Source organism: Corynebacterium poyangense, from assembly GCF_014522205.1.
Lineage (GTDB): Bacteria > Actinomycetota > Actinomycetes > Mycobacteriales > Mycobacteriaceae > Corynebacterium > Corynebacterium poyangense.
In genome coordinates this window covers 1,895,775-1,920,714 of the sequence record NZ_CP046884.1, presented here as the reverse complement: position 1 = coordinate 1,920,714, position 24,940 = coordinate 1,895,775, and the positions used below count along the sequence as shown (strand labels likewise).

24 protein-coding genes and 1 CRISPR repeat array are annotated in these 24,940 nt (G+C 51.4%); of the genes, 17 read left to right on the top strand and 7 right to left on the bottom strand.

Annotated elements, in window-relative coordinates:
• Positions 1-36 precede the first annotated feature (36 nt).
• Genes nadD through GP475_RS09075 form a run of 3 tightly spaced genes read left to right on the top strand, consistent with a single transcriptional unit; the run spans position 37 to position 1,907 of the window.
• Positions 37-666: a nicotinate-nucleotide adenylyltransferase gene (gene nadD / locus GP475_RS09085; protein ID WP_187974089.1), complete on the top strand. Its 630-nt coding sequence runs from the start codon at positions 37-39 to the stop codon at positions 664-666.
• A 53-nt stretch (positions 667-719) separates the two neighbouring features.
• Positions 720-1,187, top strand: a complete 468-nt coding sequence (gene rsfS / locus GP475_RS09080) for a ribosome silencing factor (protein WP_187974088.1) — start codon at positions 720-722, stop codon at positions 1,185-1,187.
• A complete protein-coding gene (locus GP475_RS09075; RefSeq protein ID WP_187974087.1) occupies positions 1,188-1,907 on the top strand; it encodes a histidine phosphatase family protein in 720 nt (239 codons plus the stop codon).
• A gap of 58 nt (positions 1,908-1,965) precedes the next feature.
• On the opposite strand, the gene GP475_RS09070 is transcribed toward GP475_RS09075, so the two are convergent.
• Positions 1,966-2,649 carry a PadR family transcriptional regulator gene (locus GP475_RS09070; RefSeq protein ID WP_224400690.1) on the bottom strand — a complete coding sequence of 228 codons (684 nt, stop codon included), beginning with the start codon at positions 2,647-2,649 and terminating at the stop codon, positions 1,966-1,968.
• 90 nt (positions 2,650-2,739) lie between these two features.
• Between GP475_RS09070 and GP475_RS09065 the strand changes: the two genes are divergently transcribed.
• From GP475_RS09065 to GP475_RS09025, 9 genes are all read left to right on the top strand, one after another.
• On the top strand, positions 2,740-3,852 hold the full coding sequence (locus tag GP475_RS09065) for an aromatic ring-hydroxylating dioxygenase subunit alpha (RefSeq protein WP_187974086.1): 1,113 nt from the start codon (positions 2,740-2,742) through the stop codon (positions 3,850-3,852).
• Positions 3,853-3,863: 11 nt separating this feature from the next.
• The gene (locus tag GP475_RS09060) at positions 3,864-4,850 is read left to right on the top strand and encodes a PDR/VanB family oxidoreductase (protein WP_187974085.1); all 987 of its coding nucleotides are present in this window, start codon (positions 3,864-3,866) and stop codon (positions 4,848-4,850) included.
• Positions 4,851-4,881: 31 nt separating this feature from the next.
• Positions 4,882-6,207, top strand: coding sequence for an MFS transporter (locus GP475_RS09055; RefSeq protein ID WP_187975880.1), 1,326 nt, complete (start codon positions 4,882-4,884; stop codon positions 6,205-6,207).
• A gap of 165 nt (positions 6,208-6,372) precedes the next feature.
• Positions 6,373-7,179 (top strand): DegV family protein, encoded by an 807-nt coding sequence (locus GP475_RS09050; RefSeq protein ID WP_187974084.1) that lies wholly within the window; start codon positions 6,373-6,375, stop codon positions 7,177-7,179.
• An 83-nt stretch (positions 7,180-7,262) separates the two neighbouring features.
• On the top strand, positions 7,263-7,961 hold the full coding sequence (locus GP475_RS09045) for a helix-hairpin-helix domain-containing protein (protein WP_187974083.1): 699 nt from the start codon (positions 7,263-7,265) through the stop codon (positions 7,959-7,961).
• Positions 7,930-9,381 (top strand): ComEC/Rec2 family competence protein, encoded by a 1,452-nt coding sequence (locus tag GP475_RS09040; RefSeq protein ID WP_187974082.1) that lies wholly within the window; start codon positions 7,930-7,932, stop codon positions 9,379-9,381. Before GP475_RS09045 ends, GP475_RS09040 begins: the two co-directional genes overlap by 32 nt.
• A gap of 5 nt (positions 9,382-9,386) precedes the next feature.
• On the top strand, positions 9,387-10,352 hold the full coding sequence (gene holA / locus GP475_RS09035) for a DNA polymerase III subunit delta (protein WP_187974081.1): 966 nt from the start codon (positions 9,387-9,389) through the stop codon (positions 10,350-10,352).
• Between the two features lie 17 nt (positions 10,353-10,369).
• Entirely contained in the window at positions 10,370-10,798 is a 429-nt protein-coding gene (locus GP475_RS09030; RefSeq protein WP_187974080.1) for an ankyrin repeat domain-containing protein, read from the top strand.
• 23 nt (positions 10,799-10,821) lie between these two features.
• The gene (locus GP475_RS09025) at positions 10,822-11,439 is read left to right on the top strand and encodes a LysE family translocator (RefSeq protein ID WP_262485167.1); all 618 of its coding nucleotides are present in this window, start codon (positions 10,822-10,824) and stop codon (positions 11,437-11,439) included.
• Between the two features lie 78 nt (positions 11,440-11,517).
• Here the strand turns inward: GP475_RS09025 and rpsT are convergent, their stop codons facing one another.
• A complete protein-coding gene (rpsT, locus tag GP475_RS09020; RefSeq protein ID WP_187974078.1) occupies positions 11,518-11,784 on the bottom strand; it encodes a 30S ribosomal protein S20 in 267 nt (88 codons plus the stop codon).
• A gap of 185 nt (positions 11,785-11,969) precedes the next feature.
• Positions 11,970-12,548: a type II toxin-antitoxin system PemK/MazF family toxin gene (locus GP475_RS09015; RefSeq protein ID WP_187974077.1), complete on the bottom strand. Its 579-nt coding sequence runs from the start codon at positions 12,546-12,548 to the stop codon at positions 11,970-11,972.
• 94 nt (positions 12,549-12,642) lie between these two features.
• Here GP475_RS09015 and lepA point away from each other — a divergent pair, with 94 nt between their 5' ends.
• From lepA to GP475_RS08990, 5 genes are all read left to right on the top strand, one after another.
• A complete protein-coding gene (gene lepA / locus GP475_RS09010; RefSeq protein WP_187974076.1) occupies positions 12,643-14,490 on the top strand; it encodes a translation elongation factor 4 in 1,848 nt (615 codons plus the stop codon).
• Between the two features lie 272 nt (positions 14,491-14,762).
• Entirely contained in the window at positions 14,763-15,116 is a 354-nt protein-coding gene (locus GP475_RS09005; RefSeq protein ID WP_187974075.1) for an ArsR/SmtB family transcription factor, read from the top strand.
• A gap of 29 nt (positions 15,117-15,145) precedes the next feature.
• Positions 15,146-16,939 carry a heavy metal translocating P-type ATPase gene (locus GP475_RS09000; protein ID WP_187974074.1) on the top strand — a complete coding sequence of 598 codons (1,794 nt, stop codon included), beginning with the start codon at positions 15,146-15,148 and terminating at the stop codon, positions 16,937-16,939.
• Between the two features lie 596 nt (positions 16,940-17,535).
• A CRISPR array of direct repeats spans positions 17,536-20,860; the repeat unit is 29 nt; unit sequence CAATTCTCCGCGCACGCGGAGGTATTTCC.
• Positions 20,861-21,054: 194 nt separating this feature from the next.
• Positions 21,055-21,198 carry a hypothetical protein gene (locus GP475_RS08995; RefSeq protein WP_187974073.1) on the top strand — a complete coding sequence of 48 codons (144 nt, stop codon included), beginning with the start codon at positions 21,055-21,057 and terminating at the stop codon, positions 21,196-21,198.
• A 64-nt stretch (positions 21,199-21,262) separates the two neighbouring features.
• Positions 21,263-21,487 carry a helix-turn-helix domain-containing protein gene (locus GP475_RS08990; protein ID WP_187974072.1) on the top strand — a complete coding sequence of 75 codons (225 nt, stop codon included), beginning with the start codon at positions 21,263-21,265 and terminating at the stop codon, positions 21,485-21,487.
• Positions 21,488-21,938: 451 nt separating this feature from the next.
• Here the strand turns inward: GP475_RS08990 and GP475_RS08985 are convergent, their stop codons facing one another.
• The 4 genes from GP475_RS08985 to GP475_RS08970 form a co-directional block, all read right to left on the bottom strand.
• Positions 21,939-22,367, bottom strand: a complete 429-nt coding sequence (locus GP475_RS08985) for a hypothetical protein (protein WP_187974071.1) — start codon at positions 22,365-22,367, stop codon at positions 21,939-21,941.
• Between the two features lie 325 nt (positions 22,368-22,692).
• Positions 22,693-23,823, bottom strand: coding sequence for a tyrosine-type recombinase/integrase (locus tag GP475_RS08980; protein WP_187974070.1), 1,131 nt, complete (start codon positions 23,821-23,823; stop codon positions 22,693-22,695).
• Between the two features lie 86 nt (positions 23,824-23,909).
• Positions 23,910-24,428: an excalibur calcium-binding domain-containing protein gene (locus GP475_RS08975; RefSeq protein WP_262485166.1), complete on the bottom strand. Its 519-nt coding sequence runs from the start codon at positions 24,426-24,428 to the stop codon at positions 23,910-23,912.
• A 48-nt stretch (positions 24,429-24,476) separates the two neighbouring features.
• A complete protein-coding gene (locus GP475_RS08970) occupies positions 24,477-24,902 on the bottom strand; it encodes a hypothetical protein (protein ID WP_187974069.1) in 426 nt (141 codons plus the stop codon).
• Between the last annotated feature and the right edge of the window lie 38 nt (positions 24,903-24,940).

Genomic DNA, 24,940 nt, shown 5'->3' with positions numbered 1-24,940 from the left:
TGGACTGCAACCAAGGCCAGGGTAAAATCTTGGCGCATGAACAGCCAGCCGCAACAGTCAGCACCGCAAAGAATTGGCGTGATGGGAGGAACCTTTGATCCGATTCATCACGGGCACTTGGTGGCGGCAAGCGAAGTTGCCTCACGGTTCCAACTTGATGACGTTATTTTTGTGCCTACCGGACAGCCCTGGCAAAAATCTGGACGCGAGGTAACTCCGGCAGAAGACCGCTACCTGATGACGGTGATTGCAACGGCATCCAACCCGCGGTTTTCGGTATCAAGGGTGGATATTGACCGCCCTGGCGCTACCTACACCATTGATACTCTGCATGATTTACGAAAAAAATATCCTCAGGCAGAGCTCTATTTTATTACCGGGGCAGATGCGCTTCGCAACATCGTTACCTGGCGAGATTGGGAGAAAATGTTTCAATTAGCCCACTTCGTCGGGGTAACAAGACCAGGCTATGAGCTTCATGCGGATATCATCCCTGAAGTGCACCGGGAAAGGGTGAAACTAGTAGATATCCCGGCGATGGCTATTTCCTCTACTGATTGTCGGCGACGTGCCGCCACTGGCCGCCCAGTATGGTACTTGGTGCCCGATGGTGTGGTGCAATACATTGCCAAACGCGGATTGTATCGGACGGGGACGGTATCGTAGTGACTAGTACTTATTGAGTAATCGCACCATGATCTAACTACAGAAGGAATCGAGTGACTGCATCCCAGGAGTCTATTCGTTTAGCGGGCATAGCTGCGCGCGCTGCGGATGAGAAACACGCTGGAAATATTGCCGCTATCGACGTGTCTGATGTCATGTCCATCAGTGATGTGTTCCTGATCTGCTCAGCAGATAATGAACGCCAGGTTCGCGCCATTGTGGAAGAGATTGAAGATGCCCTCACTGAGGCAGGAAAAGAACCACTTCGGCGCGAAGGTAACCGGGAAAATCGGTGGGTGTTGTTGGACTATAGCGGACTGGTAATTCACGTTCAGCGTGAAGCAGAACGAGAGTTTTATGGCTTAGACCGACTGTACCGAGACTGTCCACTGGTTGATCTTGACGGGATACCTACCCCGGACCGTCCTGGGGACTGGGGAGATGAGATTGATCCCCGTACCGCGGAATCCCTGGATGATCTGCCCTTAGCAGAGGACGCTCCGGATACAGGAGAACTGTAGATGACACGCCGACTGATTCTGCTTCGTCACGGCCAAACGACCTACAACGCTAGCGGCCGGATGCAAGGCCAGCTAGATACCGAGTTATCTGCGTTGGGCAGAGAACAAGCCGCGAAGGTGGGGCAGTATTTTGCTCGGCAACAGCAGGCAGGACAGGCGGCAGAATTTCCGATTCGGCGAATAATTGCTTCTGATCTGTCCAGAGCCCGAGAAACCGCAGAGATCATTGCTGAAGAACTCCAGCTTCCGGTAACGACTGATTCGAGGCTTCGAGAAACCCATTTGGGAGACTGGCAGGAGCAAAGCAGTGACGAAGTGGATCGTCATAGTCCAGGAGCTAGGGCGATATGGCGCCACGACGCTACTTGGACTCCGCCCGGCGGAGAATCCCGCGTAGATGTGGCCCGACGCGCACAGCCGGTGATTACTGAGCTTATGGCTGAATTTACAGCTTGGGATTTTCATGCCGTATTGGTGGTGGCGCATGGGGGGACAATTTCCGCGTTGACCTCAAAACTCCTCGGAGTTCCGGTGGATCACTACCCACTCCTGTCCGGATTAAAAAATACGTGTTGGTCTCAGCTATCTGCACGTCCGGTTTTTGATCCAGCACATCCCACCGGAGCAGTTGCTTTTGCGGAGGTGGCTAGAGAAACTGGCGCAATGCCGGACGCTAGTTGGTATTTGGATGCCTGGAATGCCGGCGTGCTGGAGGGATAGGTGCGCTGGGTGTGGGTAAATTCTCTTAGGCGAATGGGGCGGAATGAGGAGATCCGGATCAGAAACGATTTGTTTCGTTTATTGGCGGATTTCTAAATTTTTGTTCCACGTGTCGGTAGCGCTCTAGATGCCGAATTCCTCGTTGTGCCCAGGAGATCTCAGCTTCTGATGAGGAAATAATTCCCTCATAGGCATAGATTTTTGTCCACACGACATGTTCAACCATTCTTGGATCCTGCAAGCCCTTGACCCTGCGGACAAGTGTTGGATGAAGATCTTTGCTAATTTTCTCGATCATCAAGGTCGCGCTATTAATAATTTTCTGGTGATGATCAATGTGCTCTCTCAAACGGGCGATATTTGCAATAGCATCTCCCCATTCGAAATAAGCTGCTTTCAGCCTCATCGGATCTCTTGTAGTGGGGTATTCCGTAGGTTCACTCTGCCAGTTCTCAAGCTCAGCAAAACCACTATGAGTTAAGTTATATTCGTTTTTTGTGGCACCATTAGGGCCCCAAGGGACTTCCTGGGCCTCAACCAGCCCTTCTGCTTCCATTCGACGTAGTTCTGGGTAAATCTGAGAATCTGAAGCATGCCAAACGTTGACTACCGAATCACTGAAATGCTTGGAGGCGTCATAACCTGTCAAGGGGCCGGAAGCTAAAAGAGCTAGCAGGGAATTTCTGAGGCTCATCGCTTTCCTTTCTGGTGCCGGAAAATATTTTCTATCAAAAACTTTCAAAAGGGAGAGGAGTTCTGTATTGTGTCGTACATCACTTCAAATAACTATGAAGTGAGATAGTGTACGACCCAATATGGAGGATCAAATTCTATGCCTCAACATACCCGTTCTCAACGCTCTAAAGCTGCGAAGATCCTGCCTCATCCACTTAATGGGTGGTATGTGGCTGCGTGGGATTATGAAGTCACCAACACTGAACCTTTGGCAAGAACTATCGCTAACACTCCTCTCGCTCTCTATAGGACAAAAGAGGGAAGGCCAGTTGCACTTGCAGACGCATGCTGGCACAGACTAGCCCCACTATCCAAAGGAAAATTGGTTGGGAAAGACGGTATTCAATGTCCCTACCACGGATTGGAATATAACTCGGCAGGTCGTTGCATGAAGATGCCCGCCCAAGAGACTCTAAATCCGTCCGCTTCTGTCTCGTCATATCCAGTAGTAGAACGACATCGATTTGTGTGGGTATGGCTCGGAGAAGCCGCATTAGCAGATCCAGGAAAAATCCCGGACATGAAGCAGATGAAGGATAAGTACTGGGCTGGGGATGGGGAGACAATATATGCCAAGTGTAATTACCAATTAATACTGGATAACCTCATGGACCTGACCCACGAGGAATTTGTGCATAGTTCATCGATAGGACAGGCGGAGTTGAGTGAATCGGACTTTGAAGTAACCCATACCGAAAACTCGGTAACTCTAAGCCGGTGGATATTGGATACGGAGGCTCCGCCATTTTGGCAGAAGAACATGGCCGATAAATATCCCGATTTCCAGGGGAATGTTGATAGATGGCAGATAATCCATTATTACTATCCGTCCACAATTTGTATCGACGTAGGGGTCGCCAAAGCAGGCACCGGAGCGCCAGAAGGATGCCGAGATTATGGGGTAAATGGATACGTAATGAACACTATTAGTCCAGAAACGGACAGATCATCACATTACTTCTGGGCCTTCACAAGAAACTGGAATCTAGACGAACAGTCGATAACCACCAGGCTCAGGAACGGAGTGCATGGGGTATTCGGTGAAGACGAAATGATGCTTAAAGCACAGCAAGAAGCGATTGATGCCAATCCTAGCCATGAGTTTTACAGTCTCAACATTGATGCCGGCGGAATGTGGGTCAGGCACATATTGGAAAAAGCTTTGGAAGCAGAGGGGCGAATTGATATTGAAACAACATTTCCTAAATAAGGATGAGGTCAATGGTAGCTAATAGAAATGAAAAATGGATTCAAGCTGAAATCGTTGATACATCGCTGATAGCAGAGGATATTAAGCGAATAAGGTTGCAGGTTTCACATGTGATTAGTGCACCGGCAGGGAGTCATATTAAAGTTGCGACGGGAAGTAATAACACTGCAGATATTCGATCTTATTCAATAGCTGAGACCAATAAAAAAGGTACTGAACTTGACATCGCTGTGCTAAAAACGCGTAATTCAAGAGGTGGTTCATTATTTATGCACTCACTTGAACCTGGTCAAACTATGAAAATCACAGAGCCTTTGCAAGACTTCCCACTTCGGATCGGAGCGCCAAAATATCTGCTTGTTGCTGGAGGTATAGGTATTACGCCGATTGTCAATATGGCTAACGTACTCCGTAATTTAGAAGCGAATTATGAAATACATTATTGCGCAAGAAGCCCAAAGGCAATGGCTTTTTATGAAGATTTAAAGGAAGGGCATGGCGAACGAGTAAAATTCTATTTTGACTCCTATGACCAATACATAGATCTAAATAATCTAACGAGTGACTTAGCTACAGGTACTGAACTTTACATGTGCGGTCCTATTAGATTGATGGAAGCAATTAAAAGATCGTGGTTAGAAAATGGTAATGACCCGACCAATTTAAGGTATGAGACTTTTGGAAATTCAGGTTGGTTTGAAGCTCAACAGTTTTACGCTCATATACCTCGGCTAAATAAGTCTATAAGCGTCGGTGAAAACGAGACCCTCTTGGATGCTCTTCAGCGTGAAGGAATCGACATGGTATATGACTGCCAGCGTGGAGAATGTGGGCTATGTCAGGTTGATATTCTGGAAGTTGATGGAGAGATTGACCATAGAGACGTTTTTTTATCAGAATCGCAGAAAAAAATTAATAAGAAAATGTGTTCCTGTGTTTCTAGAGCGGTAAAAAGCGATTCTATTTCCAAGGCTAGAATTGTCTTGGATGTCAGTTGAGGATCATGCTAATAGAATAGCGGGTTTTACTATGAATCTAAGATCTAAAATCGATCACTCGCCAATGGTTCTCCGTCAGTGGTTAATTGTTCTTGTGGCGACGTTTCTTAATGCGCTCGACGGTTTTGACGTTCTTGCTATGGCGTTCACCGCAAATCCAGTATCACACGATTTTAGCCTTAATGGATCGCAACTTGGCCTGCTCTTGAGTGCTGGGCTAGTTGGAATGGCTGCTGGATCTCTCATATTAGGTCCTCTAGCGGATAAGTACGGGAGAAGAAGGCTTCTGCTTTTATCACTAATCATCAACGGGGCCGGACTTATTTTAAGTGCTACCGCTCAAAATTCTTTACAATTAGGTGTTTGGAGGTTTTTGACCGGCATAGGCGTTGGCGGAATATTGGCTACAATTACCGTTATAATTAGTGAGTTTACTAATCATAGGTCACGTGGGATGGCGATCAGTATCTATACTGCCGGCTATGGTGTCGGAGCTACTCTGGGTGGTGCTGGAGCCGCTAAGATGATCCCCGTATTCGGCTGGCAATCTGTTTTCTTCCTTGGTTTTATACTAACTATTATCGCTCTTGTTTTGACCTGGATTTATATTCCCGAATCTCTGGATTATTTAATGAGTCTCCGCGGTTCTGCTGCCCGTCAACAGATTAGTACTATAGCCTCAAAGATTTCGCTTGACCTGGAGGACGTCGATTTTGATAGAGATACTTCTGGTCAATTCTCAGATAAAAGGAAAAGTATATTAGATTTATTTTCTGGAGGCAATAGCCGATCAACTCTGAAACTCTGGATTGCTTTCTTCTTCGTGATGTTTGGTTTTTATTTCGCTAACAGTTGGACCCCTAAGTTGTTGGTGGAAGAAGGACTATCTGAAGGGCAGGGGATCATCGGCGGTCTTGCTTTAACTTTAGGAGGGACCTTTGGTTCTTTAGTTTACGGATCACTGACCATAAGATTTGATGAGCGTATATTACTCCAGATCTTTATTGTGTTTTCTGGTGTGGCTCTATTTTGCTTCATAAGTTCCGTATCCCTACCACCCCTCGCCTTCTTGTTGGGTGTATTGGTGGGGATGTTAATCAACGGATGCGTCGCCGGAATGTACACAGTGACTCCTGGTTCTTATCCAGCAATGCTCAGATCATCCGGTGTAGGTTGGGGGATTGGAGTCGGTCGGATAGGAGCTATCCTCGCCCCAATGCTAGTAGGTAGATTACTGGACGCCGGCTGGACTCCATTCTGGCTTTATAGCCTTGTTTCGGCTGCTGTTCTCGTAGCTGCGGTAGCGTTGTTCGGTTTACATTCTCGGCTCAGTGAAGATGGCTTGGAAGAATCCTAGACGTGTATGTGAGCCCTGATCAAGATGGTCGGGGTGTATTTAGTTTCCACGCATCGTTTCACGTATTTTTGTTACAAACTTCGCAGGAGACACGGTAGGCTCGGATTCGTTGAAATTCTTGTTTATGTTGACGGCTTGATTGCATGGCCAGGAGGGTAAGCGAGCTTGACTGTCCGAATTGTCACGGATTCTTCCTCGGGGCTCCCTGAAAATATCGTAGATGAGCTGGGCATTACGGTCATAGATCTGCATTTATTGTCTGAGGATGAGCAGGTACCTACTGGCACTGCCGGCCTGAATGCTTTGGAACTAACTGCTGCTTATGCCCGTCAGTTAGAGCGCGGTGGAGATGATGGCGTCGTGGCCTTGCATCTGGGCCGTAACTTGAGCTCCACCATGAGTGCAGCGCTCACGGCAGCAGCGATCTTTGATAACAAAGTGCGGGTCGTTGAAACCGGAACAGTGGGCATGGCGGTAGGTGCAGCGGCCATGGCTGCCGCTCGTCTGGCTCGTGATGGAGCCAGCGTGGATGATTGTCAGGAGATTGCGGAGAGTACCTTAGCTCGTTCTCGAACATGGCTCTATCTTGATCACGTGGACGCTATCCGCAGATCAGGTCGGATTTCTACAGCTACGGCTGTGATTTCTTCGACTCTTGCTAGTCGGCCCATCATGCATATCCGGGATGGACGTATTGAGCTCGCAGCCAAAACTCGTACTCCCACGAAGGCCTTTTCTAAACTTGCGGAACTTATCCAAGAGCAGGCCGAAGGTCGTCCGGTGTTTGTTGGTATCCAGCACGCCGATGCCCTCGAGAATGCTGAGCGGCTCTACGACTTGTTTTCTCAGGTATTGGCTCCGGGCACCAGCATCATGATCGTGCCCTTGCCAGATGTTTTGCTAGCTCACTGCGGCTCTGGTGCTATCGGGGTGTCGGTTGTCGATTCCGACTTTTCCACATCTTTAAGATGACGCGTCACTAAAACTTTGCCCTTATCCACATACCCAGGTTCGACGTCTTTTCTTTCTCTACTTTTCTATTAGCTTTCCAGGTTATGAGGGATGGGAAAGTAAAAGAGCGGTTGCAGGAGCTATGTCGACCCACGGGAGAAGAAGATCTCCTTACTATTGCTTATCCAAAGCCTCGGTTCGACATCACTCTCAAGCAGGCTGTTGCCGCGTTGGTGGTGGTAGGCGTAGTAGTCAGCGGGCTAATTCTCTCGCTATTTTGGGACTCGTCCTCACCCTCGTCCTCTGGAATGTCCTCTGAGCTGAGGAGCGGTTCTATCTCATCAGGTCATTCTTCACCCTCACCGGCTGAAAACTCTATTGTGGTGAGCGTGGTGGGTGCGGTGGAACAACCTGGTGTTCATACACTTAGTCCCACGGCCAGAGTCGTCGATGCCCTAGAGAAGGCACACCCCGTGGGGGATGCGAATATTGAGGCGCTCAATTTGGCGCAAAAGCTCAATGATGGGGAACAGATTAAAGTTCCACGTCAGGGGGAAGAAGGTGCTCAGGAACCCGGTGTTGCCGCTGCCGGAGGATCAACTACTTCCGACGGGACAGTGTCGCTAAACTCCGCCACTCTCGCTGAATTGGAAAGCTTACCGGGGGTGGGGAAGAAGACTGCTGAGGCAATAATTGCTCACCGAGAAGCATCAGGTGGATTCCGCAGTGTGGAGGAACTGCTCAATGTCAAAGGGATAGGCCCAGCGAAATTTGCCACGATCTCCCCGCATATTCGGTTATAACACCATGCGGGAGTTTCGTCTCATCCCAGCAGCCTTGTTGGTATGGATGTTAACTGCCATGACGCTGCTCGATACCCCTCGTTGGATCATCTTTGCGTTAGTTGTCACGGTCTCAGCTCTAGCAATCTTTTTCCGCTCACCAGGCCACCTCATTTTCGACACCGGATTAGGTTGTGTCGCCTGGGCCCTCGCAGAACTCAAAATCCATCTAGCCCACAACTATTCTTTTCCAGGACAGCTCCTTGCTCAATTAACTCACCCTCCTCAAGCCCTGGACCACGGCGGTTGGCTCCTGCGTGTCAGTGTTCCTCGTTATCCAGCAGAGGTCACACTAATCTGCCGCAACCAGAACTTATCTCCTGAAGCCCTTCCTGGATCTTATATTTCCGCACCAGTTAGTCTCGGACCCTCTCATCGGCCGGGAATTGCCGAGGTGCTTCTCACCGCACCACATTGTGATGTCACTGCTCCCGTACAGGGGATACAACGGTGGGCAGCTTTAGCGCGCGAGGAGTTTCGGCAGGCCGTACTGATGACTGTTGGACCAGATGCTCAAGGACTCATCCCAGGGATGGTGGTAGGAGATACCTCTCTCCAAGATGCGGCTGAAACTCAGCTCTATATAACCACGGGGTTATCCCATCTCAGTGCAGTCAGCGGGGCGAATGTTGCTATCGTCACTACAGCAATGGTGCTTTTGCTCCGAGCGGTGGGACAAGGTCCCGTTCTTCAGTCCATAGCCGCCTTCATGGGGCTAGTAGTGTTCCTAGCACTGGTAGGAACGGAACCTAGCGTCCTTCGGGCAACTGTAACTGGATTAGTGGGATTACTAGCTGTGGTGAGGTCCGCATACATGGAACCAATGCACGCGTTGTCTCTTTCTGTCCTTGGCTTGGTGCTGTGGGATCCAGATCTATCGTTATCCTATGGTTTCGCGCTTTCGGTAGCTGCTACTGCTGGAATCGTCATGCTTTCGCCGCTCTTGGTGCACAAGCTGAGTTTTCTCAGGCTGCCACACATCCTCACCAACGCTGTGGCCGTAGCACTAGCCGCAGATGTGGTCACGATGCCTATCATTGCTCTGATGGCCGGCAAGGTTTCTTTGGTTTCAGTCCTAGCTAATCTGCTTGTCACGGCGGTTGTTCCGATTATTACGGTCCTGGGTTTAGCGGCGGCCCTTCTAGCCCAGCTCCCCGGTTCGCTAGAGTATCCGCTCCTCAAAATCATTGAACCGTGCGCATGGTGGATCCACCACGTTGCTTCATGGTGTCAATCATTTCCTTACGCCACCGTCGCGGTTCCGGATGGCATTCTTGGTCCAGCCTGGGTCATCGTCGGGTACGGGTGGATTCTTTATGCGTTGATGAACTGGATACCACAGTCCTGGCGGCGTCGAGCGGGAAAAGCTATGGCACCATAGTGGCTATGAGTCGTAGTCTCGCCTCGCTTCATCTCATCCTCGGAGATGAAGAATTTCTCGCTGAACGTGCCCGGCATGAGATAATCACTGCCATCCGAGAGCAGAGCCCCGAGGGAAGTAATACTCCCATTTCTAGTCTGCGCGCCGGAGAACTCACCAACGCTGAACTCATTGATCTTTTTAGCCCCTCACTGTTTGGCGAAGATCGCATTATCGTGATTACTCACACTCAGGAGGCAGGCAAAGAACCCGCGGATCTTTTGTTGCGCGCCGCTGTGGATCCCGCCCCCGGAATCTGGCTAATCATTATGCACAGCGGTGGGGGGCGAACAAAAGCGATGGTCCCTAAATTGAAGAAGATTGCTCAGGTGCATGAGGTTGCTCCGGTCAAAAGGCATGAGATTATCAATTGGGTAACTCAGGAGTTTCGGCGGCACAAGGTCCGGGTTACCCCAGACATTAGCCGGGCTGTCGCTGAGGGTGTTGGGTCTGATCTGAGAGAGCTTGCAAGTGCTATTAGCCAGCTGGTGGCTGATACCAATGGTGACGTCACTACCCAAAAGGTTCGGGAATACTATGCCGGGGTTGCGGAGGTATCCGGCTATGACATTGCGGATTTAGCGTGTGCAGGTGACACAGCCCGCGCCTTAGCTTCCACGCGACGCGCTTTGCAGTTAGGAATTAATCCAGTTTCGCTTGCCGCAGCCCTGGCCGCTAAGGTGGGGGCGCTTGCCAGAGTGTATTCCACCCGAGGAGGCGGAAGTAGCCAACAGTTAGCCAGAGAGCTGGGGATGCACCCCTTTGTCGTCGAAAAAACCATGAAGGCGGCTCGGTTGTGGAATGGTGACGCCATTAGCAAAGCAGTAATTTTGGTCGCCGAGGTTGATGCTGCGGTGAAAGGGCAAGGCGGCGACCCTGAGTTCACAATTGAGGATGCGGTTCGACGGCTGTCACAGCTAGCTTCACGATAAAAGTAAACTGAGACCTTATGACTCAGTTCTCTACAAATCCGGATCACCAGGATATCCCCGATGATGTTCGGGAATTTGCGACGGAACTTTTTGATCTCTGCCGACACGGCGGAGAAAACGCTGCAGAGACTTTTCATAACTATCTCAACATTGGTCTTCCAGTAGATTTAGCTAACCAAGATGGCAATACCTTTCTTATGCTGGCGGCCTACAACGGTCAGCTAGATATTCTTGATGTGCTCATTGAGCATGGGGCAGATGTCAATGCGCTCAATGATCGGCAGCAGTCTCCCCTCGCCGGAGCGATCTTTAAGAAAGATGATGCAGTGGTTTCTCGGCTCTTAGCTGCAGGCGCCAGCCCGACAGCCGGACAACCAAATGCTGTGGAGTGTGCCACAATGTTTGGGCGACACGATTTGCTAGAACAACTAGGAGAAACTGAGTGACAGTAGGTCAACTAGGTGTCTTGATGCTGCTAAACGTTGCCGGTGCAGCCACTCCCGGTCCTGACGTTTTCTTGATCATCAGAATAGCCACCCGCTCCCGGCACCGGGCACTAGCAGCAACTGCAGGTATAGCTACCGGCTTAATCGTGTGGGTCGGGTTGACGGTGGTGGGCGCAGCCGCGATCTTAAATGCTCATGACGGCATGATGGGTTTTATCCAACTCCTCGGTGGAGGATGGTTGGTATGGCTAGGTCAACAAATGTTGCGCGCCGGTATCTCCCAAATCCGTTCACCTCAGGGCGGGATTCCCGACATCGACACGGTAGTAGGATCAGCTGGCCGCTGCTACGTCCAAGGGTTGATGACCAATCTGTCCAACCCCAAAGCAATCTTGTTTTTTGCTGCGCTCATTGCTCCGCTCATGCCGCCCAATCCGTCGTGGTCAACGGTACTCCTGGTCATTGTATGTATGGTCAGCTCCGCGGTTCTGGTATTCATCCTGCTTTCAGCGGCAATTTCCACGCGGGCAATCAGAGATAAGTTCCTGGCCGGCAGTGGCTGGATTGATGCGGTCGCTGGATTATTCTTCCTGGTTGTCGGAATAGAACTGGTCTTCCACGGAATGACAATGTTGCTTTAAAAAATTAACGTCGGGGGATACTAAAAAATCGGCTGCTTTCGTCTTGTGGGCGACGGCAGCCGATTTTCACCATGAGCTTTAGCTTTCCAACTTGTGCAAAGCGTGAGCCATCTTGGACTTCTTATTAGCCGCATTATTGCGGTGGAAGACGCCTTTGGTCACAGCCTTGTCCAATTTGCGGGAAGCGACCCGAAGCTGAGACTCAGCAGCTGACTTGTCGCCAGCGTCAACAGCCTCACGGAATTTGCGGATCTCGGTCCGAACCTCAGAACGGATGGACTTATTGCGAATCCGACGCTTCTCGTTAGTCAGAACGCGCTTTTTTTGTTGCTTGATATTTGCCATGGATAACCTCTTAGACTTTCGTGGTCGACGCCAGGCCCCAAGATGGTTAGTGAATTAACCTGAAAACCTGGTGTGTCCTCACCTTCCCCAGCAACCCCAAGGTCCTGGCTGCTGACTAATTTCCATGAGGAAAATCAGATCAGAGGAAAGGTAGATGAACAACGGCAGCTACTGTAGCACAGGCTTTAAACCCATTGAAAGTCTTTACGCAGGCGGTTCGCCACCCGCTCAAATCTGCGCCGGGGTAGAACCGCCCCTTGGCGTCGGATATCTAATTCGTTGACCTCAATGACTCGGTCTAGGCGCAGCCAGCACTGCCGGCCTGAGCTGTCCCACTGACCACTGCCAATATCTAGCCATTCCTCTTCAGTGTCATGGTCAGGGTTGGGGGAAATCAGTAGTCCCAAAATGGTGTGCCGGGTGCGACCTACAACAAGTATCGCGCGTTCTCGAGCTGGATTGTCTGGCCCGTCGCAGAGCACCCATATCCACACTATTTCTCCTGGCTCTGCCTGGCCGTCCATGTCCGGGGCATAATAGATACTTCGAGACAGTCGATCAGTGTGTTCCACCACTACCGCTGATTCGGCGTGAGTGCCTTCTTCTTCCTCGCTGTCGGCATGGAGCCCTAAGCGTTCATTAAGTTCGTGCAGCCCGGCCTCTAGCGGATTCGCCGGTGGGGTCCCCAGCAGCCGGTTCAGTTTATCTTTCCAGCGCTGAAGGCGAGGATGATCGCCGCGCCGGGTGGACTCTGCGGTTTCCATCGTGGTGTCTGTCCTTATGGGGTGGCTGGTTCTGGTGTCCTATCAGGTAGGGTAGTGGATCGTACTGGAGTAAGAAAGGGCCCTCTTCATTCCCATGCCGGAGAATTACGCGGAGAAAACTTTTACGGATCCATCACGGATCCGGAATTTCTGCATCATCGCTCATATTGACCATGGTAAATCCACCTTGGCGGATCGTATATTGCAGCTATCTCAGGTGGTAGATGAGCGCGATATGCGGGATCAATATCTGGACAACATGGATATTGAACGCGAGCGCGGAATTACCATTAAGGCACAGAATGTGCGGTTGCCGTGGGTGCCGCGCACGGGTTCTGCCGCTGGCGACAAGATCGTGATGCATCTTATTGATACCCCTGGCCACGTGGATTTTACCTATGAGGTTTCGCGGGCTTTGGAGGCGTGCGAGGGCGCGATTTTATTGGTGGATGCCGCCCAGGGTATTGAGGCTCAAACTCTCGCTAACCTCTACTTGGCCATGGAAAATGATCTGGAAATTATTCCGGTTCTCAATAAAATTGATCTGCCCGCGGCCGATCCAGAGAAATACGCTTTAGAGATAGCCAATATTATTGGTTGCGAGCCTGAAGAAGTCTTGCGGGTGTCAGGTAAGACAGGCGAGGGGGTTCCTGAGCTTCTCGATAAGGTGTGTGAGCTAGTTCCACCACCGCGGTCTGATTATGGGAGCGACGCCCCAGCCCGGGCGATGATTTTCGATTCTGTCTATGACACCTACCGGGGTGTTGTTACCTATATCAGAGTCATGGACGGCACGCTCAAACCGCGGCAGCGGGTGAAGATGATGGCTACTGGTGTCGATTATGAAATCCTCGAAATAGGGGTGGTTTCTCCGACGCCAAAACCTTGTGATGGATTAGGGCCGGGCGAGGTAGGTTACCTTATTACCGGCGTGAAGGACGTCCGTGAAACCAAGGTAGGAGACACAGTAACCTGGGCAAAGGGCGGAGCCGAGAGTCCGCTTAAAGGGTATGAAGAACCGAAACCTATGGTGTATTCGGGACTGTTCCCCATCTCCCAGGCAGATTTCCCTGATCTGCGTGACGCCTTAGAAAAGCTACAGCTCAATGATGCTTCGCTAACCTATGAGCCGGAAACGTCAGTGGCGCTAGGTTTTGGCTTCCGCTGTGGATTTTTGGGTTTGCTTCACATGGAGATCACGCGTGACAGGTTGCAGCGCGAGTTTGACTTAGATCTCATTTCTACTGCTCCTTCGGTGAACTACCGAGTTATTGCCGAAGACGGATCGGAAACCGTGGTGCATAATCCCTCCGATTGGCCGGGTGGGAAACTGCGGGAAGTTTATGAACCGATTGTGAAAATGACAGTGATTGTTCCAGCTGACTTCGTCGGACCTACGATGGAACTGTGCCAATCTAAACGTGGCCAAATGGGCGGCATGGATTACCTGTCGGAAGACCGCGTGGAACTGCGCTACACCATGCCACTAGGTGAGATCATTTTTGATTTCTTTGACATGCTGAAGTCACGCACCAAGGGTTATGCTTCCTTGAACTATGAAGAAGCCGGGGAGCAGTTGGCAGACCTGGTAAAGGTCGACATTCTTTTGCAAGGTGACCCGGTGGATGCTTTCAGCGCGATTGTGCATCGTGACCACGCCCAGCATTATGGCAATAAGATGACGGTGAAGCTAAAGCAGCTGATTCCACGCCAACAGTTTGAGGTGCCCGTCCAGGCTGCTATCGGTTCAAAGATTATCGCCCGGGAAAATATCCGTGCCTTGCGCAAAGACGTGCTTTCGAAGTGCTATGGTGGCGATATTTCTCGTAAGCGGAAGTTGCTAGAAAAGCAAAAGGCTGGAAAGAAACGGATGAAGAGCATCGGATCTGTTTCTGTTCCGCAGGAAGCTTTTGTGGCTGCTCTAAGCACTGATGGAGAATAGCTTGGTTGCGGTGTTTCCGGACCCCAGGTAGGTAACCGCTCATCCGCTGGCTCCCCGGCGGTGAAGACAGTAGACCACGAAAGTTCTTCGATTTTTCCTAATCCCTGTCACTGTAGTGGAGTAATAGGGATTAAGTGTTTTTGGGCTACAAAATAAAGACTATGACCAGCAGTAAGGGGTTTCTTCGGGGAGGAAAGGGTGGGGGGTAAAAGAGTTGGATCTTGAGTGGAAGAAAAATAGACAAAGTTCTTCCGTCGAGTTAATATATGTACATGTGTGAAGATAACGAAGAATATGGCTTTGCGGAAGAAAGCCCCTATATTGACCTCGCGGTCGAAGTGTTTTCCCTGTTAGCCGATGCCACGAGAGTGCGGATTATTTTGGCTCTTCGTGACTGCGAACGTCCGGTAGGAGAACTTGCCGAGATCGTCGGAAAGACACCCACGGTGGTTTCTCAGCACCTAGCGAAGATGCGCTTAGGCAGAATTGTTCAAGCCCGTCAAGAGGGCCGAAAAATGTTCTATAGCTTGGTGAATGAACATGCCCGCACGCTTGTTATGCAGGCGGTCTACCAGGCCCAACATGCAGTAGAGGATAACCCTCTCCATCCTCATTGGGAGAATTGACACCGCTCATGATTAGCACCTTGTCGAAAATGAATCGTCACAGTGTTTACCGAGTCATCGTGGCCGTTCTGGCCATGATCGTTGTCGGATTATCTCGCCTCAAAGCCGATAGTTCCGGGTTGGTGTGGCTTTGCACTGTAGCGGGGTCTTTAGCCCTCATCTACTGCTGTTGGCCGTTGGCCCAACAATCCTGGCAGGATATGCGCCGCCGCAAAATGAGCATGGAAATGTCTATGCTCCTTGCTGTAGTTGCTGCTGCTGCGGTAGAAGAGCTGGTGACTGCGTTGGTTATCACCACCTTTGCTTTGATCGCTGAAATCCTAGAAGATCTGTGTCTTAACCGAGGTCATGACGCTTTGGAAGATTTGATGTCCTTCCTCCCCACGACTGTTCGAGTTAGGCGGAGCCAAGAACAGGAGCTACCTCTAGCAGAGATCGAAGCCGGTGATGTGGTGATCATCGGTCCAGGTGGGAAAGTCCCAGTTGACGGCGTCGTCGTGCGAGGGCATTCCACGCTAGATACGTCGCGATTAACAGGAGAGTCTCTTCCCGTAGAGGTGCAACCAGGAACCGAAGTACATGCCGGTTCCGTGAACCAGTCGGGAGGGTTAGAGATCCAAGCCACGAAGGTGGGGGAGGAGTCTTCCTATGGGCGGATCCTTGCCGTCTTGAAGGAAGCTCGTGACTCCCAGGCGCCGGTGCAACGTTTAGCGGACCGCTATGCTGCATGGCTAGTAACAATGGCGTTAGGTGCTGCTCTGCTTACATTCCTTATTACCCGTGATATGCGTGCCACTATTTCGGTGATTATCGTTGCAGGTGCGTGCGGGATCGCTGCAGGTACTCCTTTGGCCTTGCTTGGAGCTATTGGCCAAGCTGCGCGCAATGGTGCCTTTGTTAAGGATGGGGCCCACATGGAGGCGTTGTCGCACGTCGGGATGGTGGCACTAGATAAAACAGGAACCTTGACTACGGGTGCTCTTGAAGTACAAGAAATCAATCCCGCTCCAGGGATAAGTGAGAAAGAGCTTTTGGGTTTGGCGGCAAGCGCGGAGTATTACTCTGAACATCCTTTGGGTAAAGCTGTGGTTCTTGTGGCACAGCAAGAAAACATTTCAGTGGCACCGCCGGATTCTTTCCGAGCGATTCATGGGAAAGGAGTAGAAGCCCAGGTAGGTGGCCGCCTCATTCGGATATCTAAGGGAGCGCGACGAGGAGAAATCCAAGTCAGTGAGGGCGAGTCAATATTAGGGACACTTGTTCTTGCTGATACAGTACGACCCTCAGCCAGCGAATTTTTAGAGGGCCTCCACCGAGACTATATCCCGGTGGCGATGATTACTGGAGACCAACGGGAAGCGGCAGAAGAATTAGCAAAAGAAATAGGTCTTGATGACGTAAGGGCCGGATTGCTGCCAGAAGACAAACTCCTGGAGATCGACAAATTTAGAGACAACCTCCATAGCGAGTCTCATTCCGCGACGCTGGTGATGGTTGGCGATGGTGTCAATGACGCGCCGTCGCTGGCGAGAGCAGATGTAGGGGTGGCTATGGGGAGTGCGACTGATGTAGCTCAAGATACTGCTGACGTGGTGTTAGTGAGTTCCGATCTCAACGATCTCCTAGCCACTATCCGAGTAGCGCGCCGAGCACGAAACATCATCACGGCGAATTTCGTCGGAACCATCGTGGTTGATGCGATAGGGATGCTTCTTGCAGCGACCGGTCTTATTGGCCCAGTAGTAGCAGCATTGATCCATGTCAGCAGCGAAAGCATATTTATCCTCAACTCAGCGCGACTAGTGGTTCGCCGACCCCTCTAAGAAAAAGCATGTTTGTTCTGGCGCTAAGAGGACTGGGAATACCAATTAAGAACTATCAAAGAAGCTGTGGTAGCAATCATTCCTGGCTGTAGCGAGAGCATAGCAGCAGCTTCAAAACTGGTCTAAGAAACCTAACTACTAATGAGGGTTTGCCTGCGTGCAGACAACGCTTCCAACTCAGAGTCCCAGTAAGAGCTCGTGCGAAATACCACACAACACAGTCTTTAGCGCACCCTTCTAGTGCCTTTTCTTTAGTGCACCCTTTGAACAACTTAGCTCCTAGCCTTGGAGCCAGTAGAAATGAACAACGAGGCATAAGCGGGATACTGCGGGCCAATGAGAACAAAACACCCCTCCGAAAGGAGATGCCCGACGTATAAAGGCGCATTAAGTGCTCTCTGATACAAAGACACACCGAATACGAACAGACCCACCACCGATCATCCTATGGGGTGGAGACTTGAACAAAGCATCAACAAAGATGATTTAATAAGGATTGTGCCCACAGCACCATTGAGAGGTGAAAGCCAATGATTCCAGACCCTGAAATGGTCTTTTACGAAGCATCCGGTGGTTAATCTCGCAGGTAAAGTGGTCAATTCTCCGCGCACGCGGAGGTATTTCCACGCACGGCGTGCAGGCAAGCCCCGGTGAACGCAATTCTCCGCGCACGCGGAGGTATTTCCAACAAAGGCCACGGTTATTATCGTTTTGTTGGCAATTCTCCGCGCACGCGGAGGTATTTCCCGCCTGGGCGGGCTCCCACGTAAACTCTGCTGCAATTCTCCGCGCACGCGGAGGTATTTCTGGCTACTGAGAAAGTTTTGACCTATTCCCGAGCAATTCTCCGCGCACGCGGAGGTATTTCTATCAATCACAGCCCGATCTTGGAGGTGATCAGCAATTCTCCGCGCACGCGGAGGTATTTCCCCCCGGCTATGTTCGAGATAGCCGGGGGCTTCCAATTCTCCGCGCACGCGGAGGTATTTCCTAGCACGGGCTTCACTAATCATGGAATTCACCCAATTCTCCGCGCACGCGGAGGTATTTCCCACAAAATGGCTTAGACCAAATCCGAATAAGTCAATTCTCCGCGCACGCGGAGGTATTTCCACACAAACCCCCCACAACCAAACACCACCCCGCAATTCTCCGCGCACGCGGAGGTATTTCCGACGGCGAAGCCCGCTGGGTCGCTTCCGACGTCAATTCTCCGCGCACGCGGAGGTATTTCCCGGGAGTTATTTCCGCGCCTGAAGTGTCACAGCAATTCTCCGCGCACGCGGAGGTATTTCCGTTGTCCACCTATTTGGACTCGATCAAGATAGCAATTCTCCGCGCACGCGGAGGTATTTCCAAAGGTTGGTAACTTCATCGCTGACTCCACGTCAATTCTCCGCGCACGCGGAGGTATTTCCCACGGGAATGCCCAAGAATTTCTCGGGATCCACAATTCTCCGCGCACGCGGAGGTATTTCCTGCTCAGGTTGTGAGTGAGCTTGATTTTTGCGCAATTCTCCGCGCACGCGGAGGTATTTCCAACAAACCGGAAAACAACAACCGGGGTTCCCTCAATTCTCCGCGCACGCGGAGGTATTTCCAAAGGTTGGTAACTTCATCGCTGACTCCACGTCAATTCTCCGCGCACGCGGAGGTATTTCCCACGGGAATGCCCAAGAATTTCTCGGGATCCACAATTCTCCGCGCACGCGGAGGTATTTCCATTCTCGTGGCGGAAGATCCAGAAGTGAAATTCAATTCTCCGCGCACGCGGAGGTATTTCACATCCTTTCTACATCGAGTGCGTACAGCCCCCACAATTCTCCGCGCACGCGGAGGTATTTCCAGTAAGCGAATGCGCTGACCAACTCAACCCCGCAATTCTCCGCGCACGCGGAGGTATTTCCCTGGGTATGATTTTCGTCGTTTTCCTGCCCCACAATTCTCCGCGCACGCGGAGGTATTTCCTTAAGTTCAAGGGATACATCCGCACACTAGAACAATTCTCCGCGCACGCGGAGGTATTTCCATACGCGCTCCAGGTAGAAACTCCGACACCGCCAATTCTCCGCGCACGCGGAGGTATTTCCCATTACTGGTGGCCGTGAGCCGAACAGATAGGCAATTCTCCGCGCACGCGGAGGTATTTCCCGAAGAGCACAGAAAAAAGCAAGCCGGCCTGGCAATTCTCCGCGCACGCGGAGGTATTTCCCGCAAATACCATCATCGGGCCGTCGCAGTATGCAATTCTCCGCGCACGCGGAGGTATTTCTCACAGGTGCGTTAGCTGGGTGGGGGTTAACAGCAATTCTCCGCGCACGCGGAGGTATTTCTTTTGCTGACACAATGGACAAATAACACCCCCACAATTCTCCGCGCACGCGGAGGTATTTCCCCGCGTGGCGAGGGTCACAGCGTCACGCTGCACAATTCTCCGCGCACGCGGAGGTATTTCCGCCGCGTGCCAGGGAAAATGTGGCCAGAAGCACAATTCTCCGCGCACGCGGAGGTATTTCTACTCTTGGCCGGTGAGCGTACCCCCTACCTCAACAATTCTCCGCGCACGCGGAGGTATTTCCGCAACCGGCCTGATGCCGGGGTGGTGGTGGATCAATTCTCCGCGCACGCGGAGGTATTTCTGGGGGTTTCCACGGGGGGCTAATCCCCCGTGGCAATTCTCCGCGCACGCGGAGGTATTTCCTAGCGCGGGCCGTAGGCTGACCGAAGAGCATACAATTCTCCGCGCACGCGGAGGTATTTCCTCGATTATTGGTGTGCTATTAGTGTTGATTCTCAATTCTCCGCGCACGCGGAGGTATTTCCATGTATGTCAAGTCACCACTTACAATATATTTCAATTCTCCGCGCACGCGGAGGTATTTCCCGATATTAACCGGCTGGAATGTACCTGGGACGCAATTCTCCGCGCACGCGGAGGTATTTCCATGCCGGGCGGCGAACCCAGCATGGACGGTCTCAATTCTCCGCGCACGCGGAGGTATTTCCAATTTATTCCTCACCCGGCGACCTGGCTTAATCAATTCTCCGCGCACGCGGAGGTATTTCCCCGGATTGTGTGGCCGTGCGAGACGCGTTTCTCAATTCTCCGCGCACGCGGAGGTATTTCCCCATCACCCGACTACCGCACCAACCCCACTCCCAATTCTCCGCGCACGCGGAGGTATTTCCATCATAAAGGAATTCTCCACCCCACATACCCACAATTCTCCGCGCACGCGGAGGTATTTCCGGTAGCTTAGTGGCCGCGCATTTACCGATTGCCAATTCTCCGCGCACGCGGAGGTATTTCCCAAACGGCAGCCCCGTGTAGTCGCCTTTGTACCAATTCTCCGCGCACGCGGAGGTATTTCCTTCTCTAATGTCTGATCCGGCGACCGTGCCGACAATTCTCCGCGCACGCGGAGGTATTTCCATAGCCGGGGGTTCCCCCCTAAACTTTACCGACAATTCTCCGCGCACGCGGAGGTATTTCCCGCCCTATGGTGGCGGGTTTACACTGAGCACCCAATTCTCCGCGCACGCGGAGGTATTTCCAGAAGCCGCACGACGATCAGGCATTAGTAGCTCAATTCTCCGCGCACGCGGAGGTATTTCCAGGTCTGTGCCAACTAGCGCCTTTTTCACCAACAATTCTCCGCGCACGCGGAGGTATTTCCTTGTCATTAGTATTCTCCCGGGGCATATCCGCCAATTCTCCGTGTGTGCGGAGGTATTTCTGAAAGCTGAGCGAGAACAGCAACGCCGTCACCCAATTCTCCGTGTGTGCGGAGGTATTTCCTCTCAAAGCATTATGTGATGGATTGGTGGATTCAATTCTCCGCGTGTGCGGAGGTATTTCCACCAAGGGGGAGGACATTCCCGCAGGTGAAGCCAATTCTCCGCGTGTGCGGAGGTATTTCCCTCAATACCTTCGCCCGCAACTTCACCGAAGGGGCTTTGGTAAAACCTCCACGATTGACCTCACCACGATTACCGCAGATGCCTATGACTTTCGCGCTTATTATGTAGGACAAGAAAGCGTCATCGGCACGAATAACCCGGAATCACTCTACGAGCTTCTTACCGATGTGCTTCATTTCCTCAATGAGCACAGCGTGCAGGAGACCGGCCTAGTTATCCCTTTCGAGGTCACAAACATCACAGTCACAAAGCAGCAAGTGGCACTCACCTTAACCGGGGAGGTAAATACTGGTGAAGAAGAAGTACTTATTATTGCGGAGCGAACCTGGGAAGACTAACACCCCCCGCCTTGTAATCTGCTCCCTTTCACCGAAGCGGTAAGAGGGGGCTACATTTTTGATCATGAGTAAATATTCCCCCGAAGCCATCACAACACTCCTTGCTATCAAAGAATGCGGAGCCCGGCTCAAAGAAACACAAAAAGAGCTAGAAGTACTGCAAGCCCAGCGGATCGAGCTGATTAAAAAAGCAGTTGATATGGGTATCAGCCAATCAGAAGTCAGCCGAGCCCTGGGAATATCCCGCGCGAGGGTTAATGAAATTATCTTAGGAAAGAAGAAGAAATGACCCTGACCATTCCCGCGATCATGGTCCCTGAGGTTCGGCGCACTATCATACGCGCTGAACGCCGCGCCACTACCCAGGTTCAAGATCCTATTATCAGCCAGCACATTAAAAGCCTGAAGAAAAGCGGGCTATGGTGGGTGTCTCGTGATATGACCAGGCTTGCTACCTATTCCGCAGACAGCCTTCCAGAATGGACACCCGGAATAGTAAGACCAGCCCCAACAGGGTTTATGGTATGGTTCTCACCCACAATTCTCCGCGTGCGCGGAGGTATTTCATTTATACCGGGTATGCAGTAACCTCCCCGGCCTATTCTCCGTGGGTGCGAAGTTAGGTCCGCTATGGAAGCTCGTCCTATTCTCAGTGAGAGACTGTTATCTCTGATTAGGAAGGTTGAAGAAGAAAACGTTACTCAATCAATCGTTGCTCAAAAGCTAATCGACTTCCGCACCTACGGAGAATAGCTTTTCGGATTCTTTTCGTTTCGTTGTCGTATAACTTCGTGCGTTTTATTAACAGCTGCTCTTAACTTTTTCTGAATAATACCTCCGTTTGTGACTATTGTCTCCGTTAAGGCCTTTTCTTCTTCCTCAGTGATAGATCCTTTCTTGCTATATTCGGCAAACAGTTTTTTAGTTTCTTCAGGCATAGGGATTATTCCTTCAAGCAAATCTCCCATACCCTCGTTGTTTATCTGGTCGATACTCGCAAGGAGATTCCGTGTCAGTATTTCTTCTTCAAAGGTCAGACTGCAGAATAACGCGGCTTCACGATAATATGAGTATGGGGTCCGCTCTGGGTCCAGAATCTGGATGAGTCGTGTTAGCTGAGTATCGAGCTTGTCAACCTGCCGTTGGAGTTTTAGTAGATCTGGTGCCATTTTCTCCTGCTTATGCAATAGCGTACGTGAGTACTTAGGCAACCGCGGCTGCGTGAGCTGGGGTTGTGTTTCCAATAGTCGCTATGAGGAGAGCTGCAAGGTTTTTTGACCTTTTTCATGTTGCTGCCTTCCGTTGGTTTAATAGCTCCACTCCACAACATTAAATACCTTCAGTATATATTATAGTGGAAGAAATACTTCCGCGTGTGCGGAGAATTGTGGGAGTCCAAGTACCAATCCCCGGCTTGCGCAGAAATACCTCCGCGCACGCGGTAAAACAGCGGAATGGCAAAAAATACGGGGGAATAATGGCAGTTCAGAGGTGTTATATAGCCTTTAATCGTTTATCCCCGTCCCGCGCTGGTCCCGCATGCGGAAGAAGATCACCCGCCACTCGCGCAGCAAGCTCATCATCCCCAGGGATCGCATGAAGATAAATATCCAGGGTCATAGCAGCGCTGGCATGCCCTAATCGGGCCTGCACGGTCTTAATCGGTACCCCCGCCCTAATCAGCTTTGTAGCGTGATAATGCCGTAGTGAGTGCCACGTGAAGCCACCCTGAAGCCCGGATCTTTCCACCGCCGTCTCCCACGCCTTTTGCATTGCGTCATAGCTCATAGGCCGACCGGTGCGGGTCACAAAAAGCCTGCCGCTCGGGTGAGGGTGCTCAGCAATCCATTCCCTAATTTCGCCCATAAGATCCGGAGTAATAAGGATCACACGGTAGGAGGATGGGGTCTTCAGTGGCAGCAAATGCCCTTTACGCCGATGGGCCTGATAGCTCACATGAATAGAGCACCCGGCCGGGTCAATATCTGTGGTGGATAGCCCGGCTATTTCGCTGGCTCGCATGCCGGTAGCTACCGCGATTTTCACCATGAGCAGTAATGCTGGATTCTTAATATTTGTGATAAATATCTCAATCCAGTTTTCGTCAGGTATATCACGGGGCGCGATAGTACGGCGCTCAGGCTCAATCCGGCTCACCTTGGCCAAGGGGTTATGGGTAAGGAGTCCGTCATTAATCGCAATTTTGAGCGAGTTATTTAGCCTTCCTCGCATGCCATTCACGGTACTTTGGTACAAAGGCTTACCCCCTTGCCACGGCCTGCCCGAGAGCAACTGCGCCTGCCATTTCTCCAGATCAGAGCGCCTAATAGCGCGCAAAGGCATATCAGCTAAGGGGCCAAGATTCCGGGCCAAAAAGTCATAGCTATTGCGGGTGCTCTCACGGGTGAAAGTGCTACCGATTTCCTCCACAAGCTCTAGGAGAGTGATATTTCTCTCATTTGGGTCTATCCATTCACCTCGGCGTAGCTCTCTTTCACGCTCTGCAAGCCACGCGGTTGCTTCCCGCCTGGTATCGAAGGTCTTAGAGTGCTCTTTTCCTGAAGGCGAGCGGTAGCGGGCAACCCACCGCGCTTTGCCACCCCGAATTCTCTTTTGCACAGCCATGTGCTATCCTCTTTCTTGCGAGTGTGATCTTTGTTTCCACTTGCTGACACTGACCCCTCTAGCCTGGCTAGGGGGTCTTTTAATATTTAGTCATCTTCGCAGGCCAAGCCGTTGTTATTGCGGTCTAGCTTAGGCCGATAGCCTGGGTCACCCACCCGTAGTGGGGCCTTGCCAGCGGCTCGTACTTCATCGCAATTTGCGTAGTAGACATCCGCTGGGGCCGGGCCTGGATCAGGTGCGGGTGCCGGTGCGGGAGGATTCTCGGCTACCGGGGGATTCTCAGGAGCAGGTGCCGGGGCAGGTGCGGGCGCGTCATTACCGCCCGCCGGTGCTGGTGCAGGGGCCGGGGCAGGTGGTGGTGCCACAAATCCATGCTGGCCACCCCCGCTATTTTGCTGGACCTGATTCGGCTCTACCGGGGCCGGATCAGCCGGGGAAGTAGTGGAGCTGGCAGCGCTCGAAGTGGAAGATGTCGTGCTACTAGATGCCTTTGTGCTGGTAGTAGTAGATGTGCTGGTGGTGTCGCTATCACCTGAGCAGCCCGCTAAGAGAGTGGGGAGCATTATGGTAGCGGCGATGCCGGCTAATAGGCGCTGGGTACGCATACGGATTTTCCTTCCTTAAAATAGAAAAATATTTAGCCTAAAAATAGCTTATTTTGGCTGGTACTGCACACCGTAAGTGGGTAATTTTGCGAGATCTTGTGGCATGAGTGCAGCCCCGACGAAGAACACGATAAATGTGATAATTAACACACTCTTCCACCTGCGGGGGGTCTTTTTGATCGGGGCGGGTCCTCCCAAAAGATCCTTTTCTTCCTCCGTGAGGTACTGATAATAGCCTTTGACTTCGGCTTCCTTCGCCACTATCGCGCGGTCCTTCCTATCGCAGTGTAGCCACCACGCGCCGGGGATTCCGAGCGCAATGGAAGCCATAAAATAGCCAAGAAAGCTTATAAAGCCAATGGTTAGAAGCGTAAAGCTGGATATGGCCCCCATGATTCCGAAGCCTATTGAGATATAGGCGAGAAGCCGGGGGCGATTCTTTAAGTAGATAAAAGTATTTTTGATCGTATCCATATTTTCCTTCCTTTTAGGGCCTGAGTTTCAGGCTATCT